The sequence below is a fragment of the Flagellimonas aurea genome (genome assembly GCF_017313785.1).
GTDB lineage: Bacteria > Bacteroidota > Bacteroidia > Flavobacteriales > Flavobacteriaceae > Flagellimonas > Flagellimonas aurea.
On record NZ_JAFLNL010000021.1, the window covers coordinates 1 to 17,193 of the forward strand.

The window sequence follows — 17,193 nt, forward strand, 5'->3', positions numbered from 1 at the left end:
TACAGATAGATCTAATCTAAAGGTGGTCCACTTTGACCCGGCGAAGGTGGGTCACTTTCGTCCGGCCAGCTATGGTCACTTTAACCCAGCGAGGGTGGTATACTATGTCCGGCGTTTCCACTGAGGTTTCTGAGTTTTTTGAGTTTTTTGAAAAAATGGTTAAGGTGCAGGCCCTTAAAATTTCCGTTCCCCAAAATATAATGGTAGGTGATGTGCAGAAAAAGCGCATAAATCACCATGATCAAAGAGATTCCGATGGCCAATGTTCCCATATCCAAACATTTTAAGGTTTTTCTATTCAGTTTTTATTTTGCTAAGGTGACAAATTCATTGTAGCCATTCATCCAGCTTCCTGTTGGCGTGATCATAACCAAGGACAAAGGCCTTGTCGATTCCCTTTTTGTCCAGGACCTCGATGTTCCCCAGTTTCTCTGGTACGATCAGCAGATCGGGTATGTGAAGCTTGTCCATGGCATTGGCGTGCAGCATCAAAAGATTGGCCCTTTCTGATATTTGAAGGCCACTCTTGATGTGGCCCTTTCCCACTGCCTTCATGGACGAGGCGTAACACCCTATGATCACATCACAAGCACCGGTCAAGGGCTCGACCGGAAAATTGTTCATGATGCCCCCATCGGCAAAAAGCTCCCCATCGATGGACACTGGGCTGAACACAGGAGGCAGTGCCGCAGAGGCCAATAAGGGCCTGAACAGTTCCCCCTTTTCGAAATACACCGGTTCACCTTTCAATAGATTGGTGGCAACCACCACAAGCCGTTTGTCTAGTTCCTCGAACCGATGGGCCGTAAAAAAGTCATCAAAGAAGGGAAGATACTTGTCCGTATCGAACAGCCCCGGCTTGTTCACGGTCACGAAGTTGTATCTGAGCAAGGGGGTTTCCTTGAAGAAGACGAGCATATCCTCAATAGAGGTCCCGTCCACATATAGTCCACTTATGAGGGCCCCGGCACTTACGCCCGATATCTGGCTTGGATAGATACCGCGCTGTTCCAAGGCCTTGAGCAGCCCAATATGGGCCATTCCCTTTACCCCGCCACCGGAGAGCACCAATCCAAGGGTGGTATTTATCAATGTTTCCGTTTTCATCTATAAAAGTTTACATTAAAGGGAGGAAATTGCATCCCTTCTTCAACTATTCATTTTAAAGAAGCTGGATTTGATCGAAAGACTGGCCTGTAGATATTTGCTATAGGCTGTCCTTTTCCTGCATCCCTAAGTCGGAGCCGTACTTTTCCAAGAACCTCTTTTGTCTTTCCATCATCCGTTTTCTGATGTTGTCCAGCTCCATAAAGTCCTCCCCGAAATCGCTTTCAAAAAAGCCGTCATTGAAGAACCTTTTGCTGAAAAGTGAGTCCGGTTCGAAAAGGTCCCCGAACCCTTGGTTCTTGAATTGCGAAAAGTGGTTGTAGAACTTGGATTCAAAGTTGCTCAAAAGGCTATCCTTGTCCAGACCAGCGAGATTGTCCGACGAATCAGTGGACCAAGTATAGATACTGTCATAACGGATGAGGTTTCCGTTCTCGTCGAATTCCCGGTCGACCTTCCAACTGCCCTTGGGTTGGGCAATCTCTTTCTGGTCACCTTCTTTGGTCAATTCACCTTTCTTTTTCTCTTGGCCCTGACAACTGTTCAGTGCTACTAATAGGGTTGTACAAAATAGGATTTGAATTTTCATTTTTGTTCGTTTCTTGGTTCAACATTGTTTTGATCATCGATTGTCCGCGAGGTCTTGTAGATTCCTTTGGTGTCCAATACTTTAGACAGTCGGTTCTGGTGGAACACGCGGGATCTTCGCTCCCCATTGCGGTACCATATACATTCCACATAGGTGTCCCTGTCCATGAATCCAAATATCGGTTCCTTCTTTGCGCTATATTTGGACACCTCCATCTTGGGGCCGCTGGACGTTCCCTTGACCTTGACCCAATCCCCTGGCTTGAACTTTCGTGCCATGTCGTATAAATCTAATGGATTTCGGCTCAGGCCACCTTAAGGAGCCGCTTGTACATCGTTTCTCTTTTGGAAAAACGGACCTGCAACAACCCATTTTTCAGGCTTGCATGTATACTTTCAGGGTTGACATCCCGTGGGAGGTCCAAGGTCTTGCGGAAGGAGGAACGCACAAACGCCCTGCGAACCCTAAAGCTTTTCTTGATTTCACATGATTGTTCATTTCTGCCGCTTATGATAAGGGTGTTGCCCTGAAGTTCCATCTTCACGTTGTTCTTATCGAATCCGGGCATGGGAATGGAAAGTCCAAAATCGGTTTCCTCAATAGGGCTGTCGGCCGATGATATGGTCAATGATTTAAGCTTGCCCATGTTTCGTACACGCTTTGCCCAGTTTTTCATCCTTTTTATGATAGGTGGGATCTGGATTGCCTTGCCCACCTTTTTGCCAAAGATTTTCATGTTGCAAAAATTTAGGTTCAACAATTGGTGGTTTAATGGAAGGGACCGGTCAGTCGGCCCCTGTCCATTTTCACCGTTAAAAAAATAGGTGCTATTATGATATCTTGATGGTCCTGGTCGGCTTTTGCCTTGCCTCTTCCTTCTTCGGAAGATGGATGCCTAGGATACCATCGTTGTACGAAGCTTTGATCTTGCTATCGTCAACGGAATCGGGAAGTGTGAAAGACCTTTTGAAAGATGCATACCCAAACTCCCTACGGGTGTAGTTGTCCTCCTTGCGCTCCTCTTCCTGTTTCACCTCGCTCGAAATGGAAAGCTGTTGGTTGTCCAGATCGATCTGGAAATCGGACTTTTTCATTCCGGGCACGGCCATCTCTACCCAATAGGCATCCGCCGTTTCCTTGATATTGACCTTGGGCACTGTGATTCCAGTGCTGAAGTTGGAGGTGAACACTGAAGGTAGGTCCGATTCGAAAAAGCTGTCGATCCAATTGGACCAGGTTGGGAAGTCCAGGTTTGATTTTGCCAAACTACCATTTTTTGGTACAGAAACTAAATTGCTCATGGTTTTAAAAAATTTAAGTTTAACATTATTTTTATCGTATGGGATTCTTACAAACCCCTGTGTGCTAAGGACAAAGGACATGCCAAAACGCATCTTTGTCATTTTTCTGTTAAAGACTTCTAAAGCTTCCTGTCAAATTTTCGGATTGACCGGAATACGGAAATGTCACTTTAATAAAATTTTTACAATATATGTGTCATATTGACATTACAAATGGCATTTTACCAAGAATAGGTAATGGAATTTCAAATCTGGAACGACCTTTGCCCAAATTGAAACGGTATTTTTTTATGGTTTAACTTTTTTAAAATTTAGGTTATGAAAAAAAAACCGATCAAGGTAAGGCTCATTGGAAAAAAAGGAGATTCGTATCAGATCCAATTCCCCGATCTAGCGATACCCGTCAACGTGGACGAGACGGTGTACCAGAAAATGCTCCACAGTAAAGAGTATGAGTTTGGGCATTCCTTCACCAAGGCGAAGCGACCTACCTATTCTGCCTAGAGGCGCTTGGTTATTTGTTTCGGTGGTTAAACAGGCCACCTTTGAATACAGGAAATACCAGAGGCCCTTTGGAACCAAAACGATGAAGGTGTTCCTTTAACTTTAAGAGCTGATTTTGTCCAGAAGGATACTATGGATAGGACTTCCTCGTTAGTTTATTATGATGTTCAAAAAAAAATCGTTATTGCGACTGATTGGCTTCCCCTTAACATTGGGAATACTGGTTATTGGATGTTCCACTGATGGGGAATCTGGATCCATGGATAAGAATCTTCCTGACGGAACGGATGTTTCACAAAACCGAAAATCGGTGGGGGATTCTGCCTCCGACCTTTTGGACGACACAAATTTCACCGAGCTTTTCCTTGAAATATTCTATGTTTCCGGATTCAAACCAAGTGAGACCACGTTGGATAATTTTGAAGACTTTTTGTCACAAAGGCTGAACAAACCAAATGGTATCTCCATGGAGCTCAAAGAAATTCCATCCCCAGGCCAAGATGTATATTCAATTACAGATATCAGAAACCTTGAGGATGAGATCCGTACTGCCTATAACCTAGGTGGTACTATAAAGGCCTTTGGACTTTTTCTTGATGGGGAATACTCAGAGAACACCGAGAATGGTTCTGTTTTGGGTGTGGCCTACCGCAATACTTCTTTTGTACTTTTCGAAGAGACCATTAAGGGGTTCAGTGGGCAACCTTTGGCTCCGAGTACCACAGTTCTGGAGACCACGGTTCTTGACCATGAGTTTGGACATTTATTGGGATTGGTCAATGCAGGTACCCCAGTGCAAAGCGCACATCAGGATGAGCCACATGGAAGACATTGTACCACTGAGGATTGTTTGATGTATTGGACAGCAGAGACAGGAGAGGGGCTTGTCAACATGATCAGTGGTGGCACTATTCCAGAATTGGATGCGGCCTGTTTGGCAGATTTGCAGGCCAATGGGGGTAAATAAGAACCTTTGATATTTATAATTGAAAAGCCCCATAGCGGGGCTTTTCTGATTATATGGTAATTCTCTTCTTATAGAGAAGTAGTCCCGGTTACGGTGACATTGGCACTCAACTGTAGGGCCGATGTGATATTGATGGCTCCAAGATCAAGACCAGTGGTGGACTCCACTTCCAGTTGAGAGTTGAAATAGAATTCTGCACCATCCTGGGTGTAGGATACAAAGATCAGTTCATATTCCCCTTCGGCCAAAAAGTTAAGGCTGTAGGCGTTGTTGATCCCACTTACTTCCGCGCTGGTCACGGCATTGGCAAACCTGATATTGCTCTCGCCCTGCCCCTGGGTCTCCACCTCAGCGCTGTAGGTGCCCTTTTCATAGGCATAGACCACGATTTTGTCGGAGGTGTCCTGGGAATCGTTGACCGTACCCGAAATCTCTCCTGTCGCTTCCTTGTTTACGGTCCGGATACCTGCGGAAAGTTCTGAGAGTGTCACGAAATCAAAGTCCGACTCCAACGTACCCTGTTCTTCCTTTATGGTTTTGCGTAGGTCAAAATCAATGATGATTTCATTGGTATTGGTCGCAAAGACCTCAAAGGAATCCGTGATGTTCACGGTACTGGAGGAAGCTTCTATCTTGTCCTTAGTACCATCCACCATTTCGACATAACATCCAGGACTGTTGCCATCCATGTCATTCGCATAGTCAAGGACCAATTCGATGTTGGAATAGGTTCCCGCTTCCATTGGGAGATTGCCCAAGGTCTTGGTCTGCCCGTTGACCAAAGCGGATAGGTTAAAAGTGGTTTTGGTGAAACCTTCGATGGAGTTTCCATCCACCTTTACATCGGAAACGGTAATGAACACCGCTTCCACATTCGCATTGTCTATGGGGGCATCCGTGATTTTAATGGTTGTTTGATAAGATTCCTTCTCTACATTGTCATTTTCATTGTCGTCACTACAGGATACTATCAAAAGCATTGTTCCAAAGATAATTCCCAAGTTTTTCAAAAAGGTCTTCATAAAAATTAAGATTTAAGGGTTTACTATTTGCTTCAATAGTATAACAATTGAGACGTAACAAACCCTACTTAGACCTTGAAAATATTGAGGGGACCCCAAACTGTACGACATCACTTCCTTTAAGAGATTTTCCTGTATAGATGGCCCAACACTCGCGGCTATTATCCACTAAAGTTAAAGCCCTGAAACGGTTCCCGTTGTACAACTGGTCCGAGACAAAATCCATGCTCCAACATTCGTTCAAACTAGAGACGTTCCCCTCTGCGGGTTGTCTGTGTGCGGCGGAACGGTTCCTTTTGGGCCACTTGCTCCTCAAGTTCAGACCTTCCTCGCAAAAGTCCCGGTACATGCGTTTGTGATTGTCCATGAAACTCTTCCGTCTCAAAAGGATATGCCAGAACCCATAACGTACCCTGACAGCGGCAATCTCGTTCATTCTCATGCGCAACAGTTCATCGCTACGGCCCTTGGCCCTTGAATAGCAAACGCTCTTGTGCAGCAGTATGAGCTTGCAGCAACGTTGGATGATAATATTGTACTCCATCCTTATATTATCGACCATCCCACGCTTTCGGAACGGCCTCAGAACTTTTTCAGCACGTCCTGCAGGATCTGTTTGTCCAAACTTTGGTCGGCGACCAGTTCCTTCAATTGTGCGTTCTCCTCCTCCAGGTTCTTCAGCCTCCGGAGTTCGGAGACATCCAGGCCGCCCTATTTCTTCTTCCAGCTGTAGAACGTTGCCTCTGATATCTACATCTTGCGGCGCACCTCTTGGATACGAATCCCCCGTCTCCACCTGTTTGATCGCAAATACAATCTGTGATTCCTGGTACTTCTATCGTCTCATAAGCAAATACCTGTTTAAAGTTAAACATTTATTCGCCCCGATTTTCTGGTTTTAAACTGTCCGGTTTAACGGGAGGAGATCATTTTTAGGGAAGGCTATAAAAGGGGGTAAGGCTATTAACTAAAATAGGTTAAAATGATTTTGGATGTACATTTTAGAACCAAAAAGTTAAAGAAATTCTTAATTTATGTATGGGGATTTAGGTGGATGGGATGGATTGTGGGAACCACTAAGAACGGCAAATCTAAACCACCAAACATTTTGTTGTAGCAGTTTGTACGTCAGTTCTTTGTTAGCTGTTTTGCTATGCTCACTCTTTTTCTGCGAGGGAGTTATTCTGTCCGTTTTTAACAACATGAATGTAAATTGAAGATATACCCCTTATTAAAATTAACCTTTTGTTAAACGGCTTATGTTACAGTATGAAGCGGCAAATTATAAACTTTACCATCTAAATTTCGGGTATTGGATAGTTTGGAATCGACCTCCGATAAATTTCTTTTTCAAGAAATCAAAAAGGGCAACATAAAAGCGTTCAATAGGCTTTTTGAGACACATTGGGACGGATTGTACCAAGCTGCTTATAAAGTCTTATTGAGTGAGGATATGGCCAAGGATGCAGTTCAAGAGGTTTTTTTTGATCTTTGGTTACGCAAACTTCAACTTGAGGTTGAAAATATACCGGGATTCCTTTATAAGGCTGTACGAAATCAATCACTGAAACAGTTGAAGAAAAACGCTCCTTTGCAAATTCACGAAGATAAATTTAAGGGGCTGTTGGTCAACAACACAGAAGAACAGTTGGATCTTATTGACCTTAAAACAAAATTGGACGAAAAGCTGGGTGCCCTTTCCCCAAGGGAAAGAGAAATATTTGAAATGAGTAGGTATCAAAACCTGTCCAATAAAGAAATTGCAAACCACCTTAATCTTTCACAAAGAACCGTTGAATGGTATTTGTATCAAGTTGTTAAGGAGCTCAAAACCGCGTTGACCGTCTCTGTTCTTGTTATCCTATCCTATCTTTTTTATTGATTTACCGCTGATGATAACATCTTTTAAAATCAGTGATATGAGTCCATCATTCGTCAAGGTTACCTTAAGGTTAGCTGTGTTATCTATGAGTTAAATCCAAGTATTGGCTCCAGTAAATGTCCTTTGTTGGGGTACTTATAGGTAAAAGCACAGCCATGGATAAATCAAAATTGATTGATTTACTTTCAAAATATGATAAGGGTACCTGCACCAAGGAGGAACTTGTACTGCTGTATCGCTTCTTCGATGCTTTTCAAGACGACAACAATATTTGGGATACGAAAGGAATTGTTGAGAAAGAGCGAATACGAAAGGAATTATCAAAAAAAATAAAACAAAGAATTGATTTTCAGGAAAGGAATCGAAAATCCATCTCTCCCTTTTGGAAGGTGGCCGCCGCAATACTTTTTCTCATTGGGTTGGGAGCAATGACCAAAATCCTTCTTTTCCAAAAAGAGCAGCCCATGGAATATGAACGGATCGTTTCAAATGATATGGGAATCAAGCAGGTTGCATTGATGGATGGTTCTACCGTCTGGTTAAATCGGAACAGCGAACTGGTCGTTGCCAAAAAGTTCATGGAATCCGAATTCAGGGAGGTCACCTTGCACGGGGAGGCATTCTTTGAGGTGGCAAAAAACAAAAACAGGCCATTTATCGTCCATTCCAGTGGCTTTCAGACCAAGGTGTTGGGCACCAAATTCAATGTAAAGGAATCCAATGAAAGAACGGAGGTCGCATTGATTGAAGGAAGCGTCGAGGTCAATGCAAATACCGAGCAGGTATTGTTGAAACCCATGAAAAAGGCAGTGTTCGGCTATGGAAATGACAGTATCGCAATCGTTGAAATGGATATGGAACTGGAACTCGCTTGGATGACCAACGATTTCGATTTTAAAAACACCAAACTATCCCGCGTCGCCACCATACTGGAACGACGGTTTCATAAAAAGATAATATTTGAACAATCCGAGTTGCCTGAAAAAAAGGTGACTGGACATTATAAGAATGAAAGTCTCAATGCCATTTTACTTTCCGTGACCCGGGCCGGCAACTTGGATTACAAATACGAAGACAAACAGAACATACTGATTTTTGAACCCCTAAAAAACAATTCCATGTAAAAAGAGAGCTATAAAAAAGGGAAGCGTTGGAGCGCTTCCCTATGAAATTAATTCGTACGACAAAAAATGATAATGTAGTGAAAATACATTTGAACCACTTTTTTAATGAAAAATTCCAACTAAAACTATGAAAAAAAATGAACATGATTTTAGAAAACTTCTAATGAAACTTACTTCAGTTTATATATTGCTGGCATTGGGTCTTCAAGGGGTTTTGGCCAATGGGGCCAATGCGCAATCTTTGCGCAGCACAAAAATCTCCCTTGAACACGGTTCCTATACGGTACGCAATGTTCTCAAAAAGGTAGAGGACCAGACCGATTTCAACTTTACCTATTATGAAAGTGAAGTTGATTTGGGCGCTGCATATTCAATTGACAGGACCTACGATTCATTATTTGACCTATTATATGACCTGTCCTTGGAGAAACATTTTCGTTTCAACAGAATCAACAAATCCATTGCTATATCCAAAATACAGCAGCAAAAAAAGGAACCGGAAATTGTGGAACAATTGCAGGTAAGTGGTGTGGTGCTGGATGAAAACGGACAGCCTTTGCCCGGTGCGACAATCGTTGCAAAGGGAAGCAGCATCGGTACCACTACCGATTTTGATGGAAATTTTGCGGTCGTGGTAAATTCAGATGCCACGCTGTTGGTATCGTACATTGGTTATTTTACCAAGGAGGTCCCTGTCAATGGACAGACATCGCTGACCATCAGTCTTCAATTGGATACCCAGAAACTGCATGAGGTCATTGTGATAGGATATGGCACCAGCTCAAAAGAAAAAATATCCGGAGCAGTGACCAGCATAGATCAAGAGGAGATCCAGCAGTATTCCAATGCCAATTTCGATCAGGCCATCGTGGGAAAACTTGCGGGTGTAAATATTCTGACCAATGCGCGGAACCCTGGTGATGGCAACACGATTACCATCAGAGGAGCGGGATCCATTACACGGGATGCCAATCCATTGGTGGTGGTTGACGGTTTTCCATTGGCAGAGGGCAGCTCGCTAAACGTAATCAACCCCAACGATATTGCATCCATAGATGTGATCAAGGATGCTGCCTCCGCTGCTATCTATGGATCTCGTGCAGCCAATGGGGTCATCATGATCACCACAAAAAAGGGCAAGGGGAAAAAGTTGACCGTTGAACTTCGTTCTGTTATGGGGCTTCAAGAAAAAACAGGAAGCTACGATTTGTTGAATGCCTACGATGCGGCCAAATTTTTCAGGGATGGTCGTAACAATGCCTATTTAAAAAACCATGAAAACGTGAGTGTCAACGATTCAGAGGAACAACGAATTACCAATGGGGCGAATGTCCGAGAGCTTATTTTGGATTACACGGTGCCCTATTTGAACAATGAACTTGGGTTGACCGATTTCGATTGGGAAGACGCGGTATATAGGACAGGCCTGGTACAGAACCACTATGTGAACGTTTCCGGATCCACCGAGGCCACCAATTATGCAGCTTCGTTGGGTTATACCAATGAGGAAGGCATCGTGATTACGGCAGATCAGAAACGCTATACCACCAATTTAAAACTGAATACAAAACTTGGAAAATATTTTAAGTTCGGTATAAACCTAAATGGTTACTATGCAGAAAGGGGGCTGACCAATGGCGGGAATGGATACCGTTTCCCAATTGACCCCGCGGGAAGGGCGATGGTGTACATGTTCCCATTTTTTTCAGCCTATGATGACAACAACCCTACGGGCTACAACATTGAGGCGCAGATATTGGCCAATAGGCCCTATAATGCTAATATGCAGGAAAACCCTGTGGCAATGTCCGAATTGTCCAAATACGATAGAAGGGAGTTCAGGACTTTTGGCAACACCTACCTTTCTTTTGAACCAATCGATAAATTGGTGCTGAAAACATCCCTGGGATATTTGTTAGAGTCAAAGTTTACCGATCAATACGCACCCATGCTTACCGGTTCGTATAGACGATTGATCAGTGAAAGGGATTCCAACCAAGGTTCGGAAAGCAGAAGCGACCAAGGGGATATCCTTGTGGAAAATACGGCGAACTATACCTTCGATATCGGAAAGCATTCCTTCAATGCCCTATTGGGACAGAGTTTCCAGAAAAGTTCATACACATCCCTGTCAGTGAACGGATATGATTTTCCAAACGATATCATTCAGAATATAGATGGATCCACGGAACAGACCGCATCAGCCTCTCGCAGCAGGTGGGCACAGATTTCCTATTTTGGGAGGATATTGTATGATTATGATGACCGTTATTTTCTCTCTGGGTCCATTCGTACCGATGGGTCGTCAAGATTTGGAAAGGACAATAGATATGGAACTTTTAGTTCTTTTTCTGCCGGATGGGTGTTGAGCAATGAATCTTTTTTTCCTGAAAATGACATTTTAACCTATGCAAAGCTACGATATAGCTGGGGGCAGACAGGGAATAACCAAATAGGGAACTATGCCCAATATGCCTCCATCAGTACAGGAAGGGATTATCCCTATGACGGTGCCCTTTCCCCGGGAGCCGCGCCTTCCAGTGCGCCTTCATATTCGTTGGGTTGGGAGACCAATACATCGAACAACTTCGGTGTTGATCTTGGTTTTTTCAACAAAATAAATTTAGGGGTCGATTATTATTTAGCGGATATTTCGGACCTGCTATTGGATAGGCCGGTTCCCAAGCATACAGGTTTTAACAGTTCACTTCAGAACATCGGCGAAATGCGGAACAAAGGATGGGAATTTGAGCTCAATGGATCCAATTTCAATATTGGCGGTCTTTCTTTGGGGTTCAATGCAAACCTGACCACCAATGAAAATGAGATCATTTCTTTGGGCGGTGCAGATGAACTGTACGAAGGAGGTAATCAAAGGTTTATAACCAGGGTAGGGGAGTCATTGGCCAATCTATACGGTTATAAAATCATTGGACTTCTAAAATCCGAGGAAGAAGTGGCCGAATATAAGAGCAGGAAGAACACCACATTGTCCGCTGAAGTTGGGGATTATATTTTCCAAGATACCGATGGCAATGACATTATTGATGCTGATGACAGGGTGCTCCTTGGGGATTATAACCCCGAAGTGACCTATGGATTTGGAATTGACCTTGGTTATGAGGGATTTGATCTGAACCTGAACTTTAATGGAACGATGGGGCGGGTAGCCTATGATTTGATGACCTCGAATTATTTAGAATATGGGGAAGCCTTTACCAATACAAACTATAATTATTTCAACAACTATTGGGACCCCGCAAGCAATCCCGAGGGCTATTTGGCGCCGCCGGATGCCTACGGGAACACCGCTACCCGTAAGGCCAGCAGAAATCCCACAAGCTATAATGTTTTGGACGCGGATTACCTCAGGTTGCGAAGTGTGCAGTTGGGATACAATTTGCCTTCCGGTCTTTTGGACCAATTTCACTTGCAGGCCATGCGCGTTTATGTTTCAGCGAACAATCTCCATACCTGGACAAAGTACAGGGGCATGAACCCTGATGGCGGGTATACGGGCAATCCGCTCGATAGGGGATATATACAAGGAACCACATCGGTGCCACGGCTTGTTTCCGTAGGCATCAATCTAACACTTCAATAAAAAAACATTATGAAATTCAATAGAATCGTTTTATACTCTTTTACATTGCTTATTGGCATTGCTTGTGAGAATGAGCTCGAACAACTTCCTGAAACGGGGATATTGGCAGAAAATTATTACTCCACCCAGGAAAATGTGGAGTCGACCGTGACTGCAACCTATAATGAACTCCAAGCCTTATATGATTACTATATGATACTGTGGGGCGAAATTCCATCCGATAATGCCTATATCCAAGCACCGAACTCCAACGGGGGTGCCAGGCCTTTGGAGGATTTTTCATGGACCAGTACTTCTGGGTTTGTGGGCAGTATTTGGGAAAATTCCTATGAAGGGATTTTTTATGCAAATACTGTGTTGTCTGTTATTGATGATGTGTTATATGACAGCGAGTCGCTTAAAAATATCAGGATTGGCGAAATGAAGTTCATCAGGGGTTTTTTATATGACAACCTTACCACGATTTATGGTGATGTCCCCTTGGTGTTGACCATTGATGACCCCACCTATGCATTTGATGATGCAAGGACCCCGAAAACGGAGATATATGCCCAAATCGAGGCAGATCTGCTGGATGCGATCGAACTCTTGCCATCATCCAACAGTGCCGGTAGGCCCAATACATATGCGGCCCGCGCCATCCTTGCCAAACATTATATGAAAACAAGGGATTTTGATAAGGCAGAAGCCCAATTGCAGATCATTGTTTCCTCCGGAAAGTATTCCCTTGTGGACATTGATGCACTTTTTGGTGTTGAAAATGAAGGCAACGATGAAGATGTTTTCAGTATCCAGTATGCATCAAATCTGGATGGAATGAGCGAGGGAAGTGAATACTACTATATGTTCACACAGCCTGATGACCAAGGAGGCCTTGGGGCCATGGCCATGGAAAGTAGCCTGTATGAACTTTATGCTGTAGGCGACCTAAGGAAAGGGTTGGTCACCGAATCCAGTAATGTCTACTACATCAACAAATGGACCCCTTCCCCCAACAATAGTACTGACGATGGTGGGGACAATCATTTTGTGGTTAGATATGCGGACGTACTATTGCTCTATGCGGAATGTCTTAATGAGAATAACAAGACCGCAGCAGCGGCAACATACCTTAATATGGTCAGAAACCGGGCAAATTTGGATGATACAACTGCTTCCAGCCAATCGGATATGCGAAGTGCCATTGCAAAGGAAAGACGTTTGGAGCTCGCTGGAGAAGGCCATAGATGGTTTGATTTACTGCGCACCGGAAAGGCATTGGAGACCATGAATGCTTTCTTTCAAAATGACGGAAGTAAAATTACCGTTGAAGCCTATCGATTGTTGTCACCTCTGCCACAGGCGGAAGTCGACATCACCAAAATGGAGCAAAATCCCGGGTATTAAACTAAAATCAAAAAACCAAATGAAACGTTTTTACAATATATTTTTATGGGTCGCTTGCATAGTGCCGATCCTACATGCATGCAATGTGGATAATACTGATTATTCTTTGGATACAAGGGATGTCTATATCGATTCCATAGTTATTGAAGCTTCCAAGAACGACTGTGTCGGGGAAGATGTCGAGGTGTCGGTGTCCAATTCCTCCAGAACCATTGCCGCGACCTTGCCCACGGAATGTGATGCTAGTGAAATTATCCTGACCATTTATACAAAGGAAGGTATCTCTGTGTCCCCTGCCTCAGGGTCGGGTTTCACTACAGGGGATTCCTCACTTTTGGTCTCAGGTTTTGGCCTTGAAGAGGAGTTTACGGTAAAATTGAATGTATTGGAACCATTTCAATCCGATGAGGAATTTGTGTCGGTTTGGAGAGTTGCTTCGGGCGAGGCCATTACCCTGCCCTTGACCGAAAATGGAACATATAATTTTAAAGTGTTTTGGGGGGATGGTGAAGACAGCATCGTGGCCGGATATGATCTGGAATCGGCCACCCACACGTACACCGAAACAGGGGATTATACGGTAACCATATGGGGGGATATTGATGGATTCAATTTTTATCAAACGGACCAAAGTGCCGATAATATATTGGATATTACCCGTTGGGGGCAAGTAAAACTCGGCAATGATGAGGCTTATTTTAGGGGGTGTTCCAACCTTCAGATAAGTGCAGTGGACGCACCGGACCTTACCGGAACCACCACATTGAAGGCCATCTTCAGGGAGGCCACATCATTTAACAGCAACATCAACCACTGGGATGTGAGTGGTGTGTCCAATATGCAAGATGTTTTTTACAAGGCCACCAACTTTAACCAGCCCTTGGATCAATGGAACGTAAGCAATGTCAATACCTTCGAAACCATGTTCAGGGAATCCGCATTTGACCAAGATATATCCAGTTGGGATGTGAGCAATGCCGTTACGTTGAAAAATATGTTCCGGGATACTCCTTTTGATCAACCCATAGGCAATTGGGACGTTTCCAAGGTCACAAGTTTCCAATCCACTTTTAGGGGCAATGATGCGTTCAGCCAAGATTTGTCAGGTTGGGGGGACAAACTCCATAATGTTGTTACTATGCGGGAGATGTTCAGGGACTCCGATTACGATGGTGATTTGAGTGCATGGGATGTCAGTCAGGTCGTTAGCATGTGGGACATGTTCAAGGACAGTGGTTTTAACAATCCCTCAATTGCCAATTGGGATGTGAGCGGTCTGGACAATATGGAAACTATGTTTGGCGGCAATGATTGCGCGTTTAATCAAGATATTTCCGGATGGGATGTCAGCAATGTGGTGAACATGCAGAACCTGTTCAAGGAGAACCTTGCCTTTAATCAGGATATTTCTGGTTGGGACGTTGGCAATGTACAGTGTAACTATGATTTTGATAAAGATGCACCACAATGGGAAGATGCGCATAAACCAAAGTTCAACGCTGATAAAACAGATAACAACGAATTCTGTAATAGGGATAATTAATGACCATAACTGATAAAGAAGGGACTCCGAAAGAGTCCCTTCTAAATATAACTTCGGGTAGTATGAAAATGTGGATTACGTTCAGTATCGCTTTTTTGAGTTTTTTTATTAACTATGGATGTTCATCCGATGGAGGGTTCCCATCGATCACAACACCAACGGATGACAGCGTTGATCCAGGTCCGGAACCAGTGGTGTTGGATTCCTCAACGGCCATTTACAGACAATTTTTCTTTAAGGGCACCCATAACTCCTATTCTGGGAACTTGGCGGGGATGAAAAGGGAGGGTATAGAGACTCAATTGGAAGCGGGACTTCGTTTTTTTGAGTTTGACCTTTTTTCCTTCCATACACAAAAGGAACTTCAGGCGACATGGACCGAGGATGTAGATGCCTTTTCCGTTTTTGATTCTATGGGAGATACGTATATGCTCACCTATATGAATGCAACGGGAAAAACCACGGTATATAAAGTATTGGACGGTGAAACCGAAATAACATCGGAAAAGACGGAGGTAAAATGGGAAGGGGTGGAACGAAAATTTTCAATAGTGTCCCGATCCACGGGTGAATATATATTTGGCTATGCCCCGGGAAATGGTGATTTGACGATTTACAGCTTCAACGGCAGCGGTTTGGAAGAAATCCATTCAGAGAATATCGGTGTTGCCAACATAGGGCTTTCCGCATTTGTTTTTAATGACAACGTCTACTTGGGGGTACATGCAAAGGATGGTCGCAGATACGATATTCTTAAAGTATCCTTTGATGAAGGAGCTGTATCCATTGGAGCATCCATATATGAACTGGCCTCGGTCTCTTCGGACGAGAACTTGTACCCATTTGAGCAGGACAATAGACTATACCTATTTCGGCACAATGTGAACACCGTGACCAATTTCTCCGTGGAATCTGTCGATACCAATGGCAATAAGTGGTCTAGAAGTGTCAGCACAACCGGTACATCCGGATTGCTCAAGGGAACGGTGCAGGCAGTTCAAGCTGACGGGAAACTATTTGTAAACTCTTATGCGGCCAATGGCAACGTGGTGGGCTCACAATTGGTGATGGATAGCGGAACTCCCGTATTGGTATACGAATACAATAACGAAGATGATATGTTGTCGGGTGCCGATGCAGGGGTGTACCCATCCAGGGGTGGATACTTCCTGCTTTTGGACAAGGGGGTATCCGTTCAATTGTCGAAAATGGATATCGGTGTCCTTTCATTGGGCCATGATGCTCCTGGAGATGAGGTTGATCTTGCCGTTGACAATCCACAATCGATATTTCTGGCGGATTGGATCGAATATTTAGCTCAATGGAGCAATGCGCATCCTGACCATGAACCCCTTTTCATCATGACGGAGCTAAAAGAATATGAACAATGGCTGGCAGATGCCAAATGGCAAAATATCATCAATCTGATGCAGGACAAGTTTGGAGAGAAATTAAGGTATCACAGTTCAAGTGGGTTCCGCAATGAGCCCCTAGTGGATTATGACAAGATTGTTGACGGTAGAACCCTTTATTTTATGGATGAAAAGGGATCTAAGGAAGGTGGGCTGTTGGGCAAAGTCATTCTCTACATTCAGCCCAACAACAAGATTACCAAAAGGGAATACACCAATGATTTTGAGCCATTCAAAACCTCGGATGGAATACTTCAAGAAAACTTTCTTCAGCTCAAGCGCTATAGGGAAAATAATAAATTGGTGTCTCCAGATTGGAGGTATCCCAATAAGTATGGCAATGATATAGGTGCTCATATCGATGCAAAGGATGACAGTTATATTAGCCGTATATTCCATATGGAAAGTACAGATGGTAATGGGCAATATGACAACATCCACTGTACTGATGTGATGTTTGGGGTATCTGATAGGCCCTATGAAGGATTGTATATGGATTATGCGAAAGAACAGCGTTTGAAGAACAGGCTCGAAAAGGTAGTGGGCTGTGATTGAATGGTTTTTAAGATTCAGGATTTTCAAGTCGCTGGATAAAAACTTATAGAAATCAAAGCGTCAAACCGTATGGTATTGTAGATACCCCGATCTTTAGGACAGGTTTTCTACAAAACTAATATAATTATCAAGCTGCTCTTTTAAATAGATCAATGGGTCTTTCATAGTCGATGGACTGATGTCTTCTTTCGTGGTTG

General features: G+C 43.7%; 15 protein-coding genes and 1 pseudogene. 8 read left to right on the plus strand and 8 right to left on the minus strand.

All coding sequences use genetic code 11. The features are described from left to right. Positions 1-80 precede the first annotated feature (80 nt). The 6 genes from J0656_RS19760 to J0656_RS19785 form a co-directional block, all read right to left on the minus strand. Positions 81-272 (minus strand): hypothetical protein, encoded by a 192-nt coding sequence (locus J0656_RS19760; protein ID WP_207037027.1) that lies wholly within the window; start codon positions 270-272, stop codon positions 81-83. Positions 273-327: 55 nt separating this feature from the next. Further along, complete coding sequence (locus tag J0656_RS19765) at positions 328-1,107, minus strand: patatin-like phospholipase family protein (RefSeq protein ID WP_207037030.1); 780 nt, start codon at positions 1,105-1,107, stop codon at positions 328-330. A 100-nt stretch (positions 1,108-1,207) separates the two neighbouring features. Next, on the minus strand, positions 1,208-1,696 hold the full coding sequence (locus J0656_RS19770; RefSeq protein WP_207037032.1) for a hypothetical protein: 489 nt from the start codon (positions 1,694-1,696) through the stop codon (positions 1,208-1,210). Next, a complete protein-coding gene (locus J0656_RS19775) occupies positions 1,693-1,974 on the minus strand; it encodes a hypothetical protein (RefSeq protein WP_108247215.1) in 282 nt (93 codons plus the stop codon). Before J0656_RS19775 ends, J0656_RS19770 begins: the two co-directional genes overlap by 4 nt. A 26-nt stretch (positions 1,975-2,000) precedes the next feature. Next, positions 2,001-2,432, minus strand: coding sequence for an Hsp20/alpha crystallin family protein (locus J0656_RS19780; RefSeq protein WP_108247216.1), 432 nt, complete (start codon positions 2,430-2,432; stop codon positions 2,001-2,003). A gap of 94 nt (positions 2,433-2,526) precedes the next feature. After that, positions 2,527-2,997, minus strand: a complete 471-nt coding sequence (locus J0656_RS19785) for an Hsp20/alpha crystallin family protein (protein ID WP_207037035.1) — start codon at positions 2,995-2,997, stop codon at positions 2,527-2,529. Positions 2,998-3,315: 318 nt separating this feature from the next. On the opposite strand from J0656_RS19785, the gene J0656_RS19790 reads away from it, so the two are divergent. Next, the gene (locus J0656_RS19790) at positions 3,316-3,501 is read left to right on the plus strand and encodes a hypothetical protein (protein ID WP_207037036.1); all 186 of its coding nucleotides are present in this window, start codon (positions 3,316-3,318) and stop codon (positions 3,499-3,501) included. Positions 3,502-3,760: 259 nt separating this feature from the next. Then, the gene (locus J0656_RS19795) at positions 3,761-4,468 is read left to right on the plus strand and encodes a membrane metalloprotease (protein ID WP_207037039.1); all 708 of its coding nucleotides are present in this window, start codon (positions 3,761-3,763) and stop codon (positions 4,466-4,468) included. 68 nt (positions 4,469-4,536) lie between these two features. Here the strand turns inward: J0656_RS19795 and J0656_RS19800 are convergent, their stop codons facing one another. Continuing rightward, positions 4,537-5,490, minus strand: coding sequence for a DUF4382 domain-containing protein (locus tag J0656_RS19800; protein ID WP_108247218.1), 954 nt, complete (start codon positions 5,488-5,490; stop codon positions 4,537-4,539). Positions 5,491-6,063: 573 nt separating this feature from the next. Next, positions 6,064-6,307, minus strand: a pseudogene (locus J0656_RS20485) (transposase); the annotation flags it as partial. A gap of 495 nt (positions 6,308-6,802) precedes the next feature. Here J0656_RS20485 and J0656_RS19810 point away from each other — a divergent pair. The 6 genes from J0656_RS19810 (at position 6,803) to J0656_RS19835 (ending at position 16,996) form a co-directional block, all read left to right on the plus strand. Beyond that, on the plus strand, positions 6,803-7,372 hold the full coding sequence (locus tag J0656_RS19810; RefSeq protein ID WP_207037042.1) for a sigma-70 family RNA polymerase sigma factor: 570 nt from the start codon (positions 6,803-6,805) through the stop codon (positions 7,370-7,372). Positions 7,373-7,527: 155 nt separating this feature from the next. Then, on the plus strand, positions 7,528-8,496 hold the full coding sequence (locus J0656_RS19815) for a FecR family protein (RefSeq protein ID WP_207037044.1): 969 nt from the start codon (positions 7,528-7,530) through the stop codon (positions 8,494-8,496). 163 nt (positions 8,497-8,659) lie between these two features. Further along, positions 8,660-12,100, plus strand: coding sequence for a SusC/RagA family TonB-linked outer membrane protein (locus J0656_RS19820; RefSeq protein ID WP_207037046.1), 3,441 nt, complete (start codon positions 8,660-8,662; stop codon positions 12,098-12,100). 9 nt (positions 12,101-12,109) lie between these two features. After that, a complete protein-coding gene (locus tag J0656_RS19825; RefSeq protein ID WP_207037048.1) occupies positions 12,110-13,486 on the plus strand; it encodes a RagB/SusD family nutrient uptake outer membrane protein in 1,377 nt (458 codons plus the stop codon). A gap of 19 nt (positions 13,487-13,505) precedes the next feature. Then, positions 13,506-15,029, plus strand: coding sequence for a BspA family leucine-rich repeat surface protein (locus J0656_RS19830; protein WP_159075865.1), 1,524 nt, complete (start codon positions 13,506-13,508; stop codon positions 15,027-15,029). Between the two features lie 62 nt (positions 15,030-15,091). Beyond that, positions 15,092-16,996, plus strand: a complete 1,905-nt coding sequence (locus tag J0656_RS19835; RefSeq protein WP_207037051.1) for a hypothetical protein — start codon at positions 15,092-15,094, stop codon at positions 16,994-16,996. Positions 16,997-17,193 lie beyond the last annotated feature (197 nt).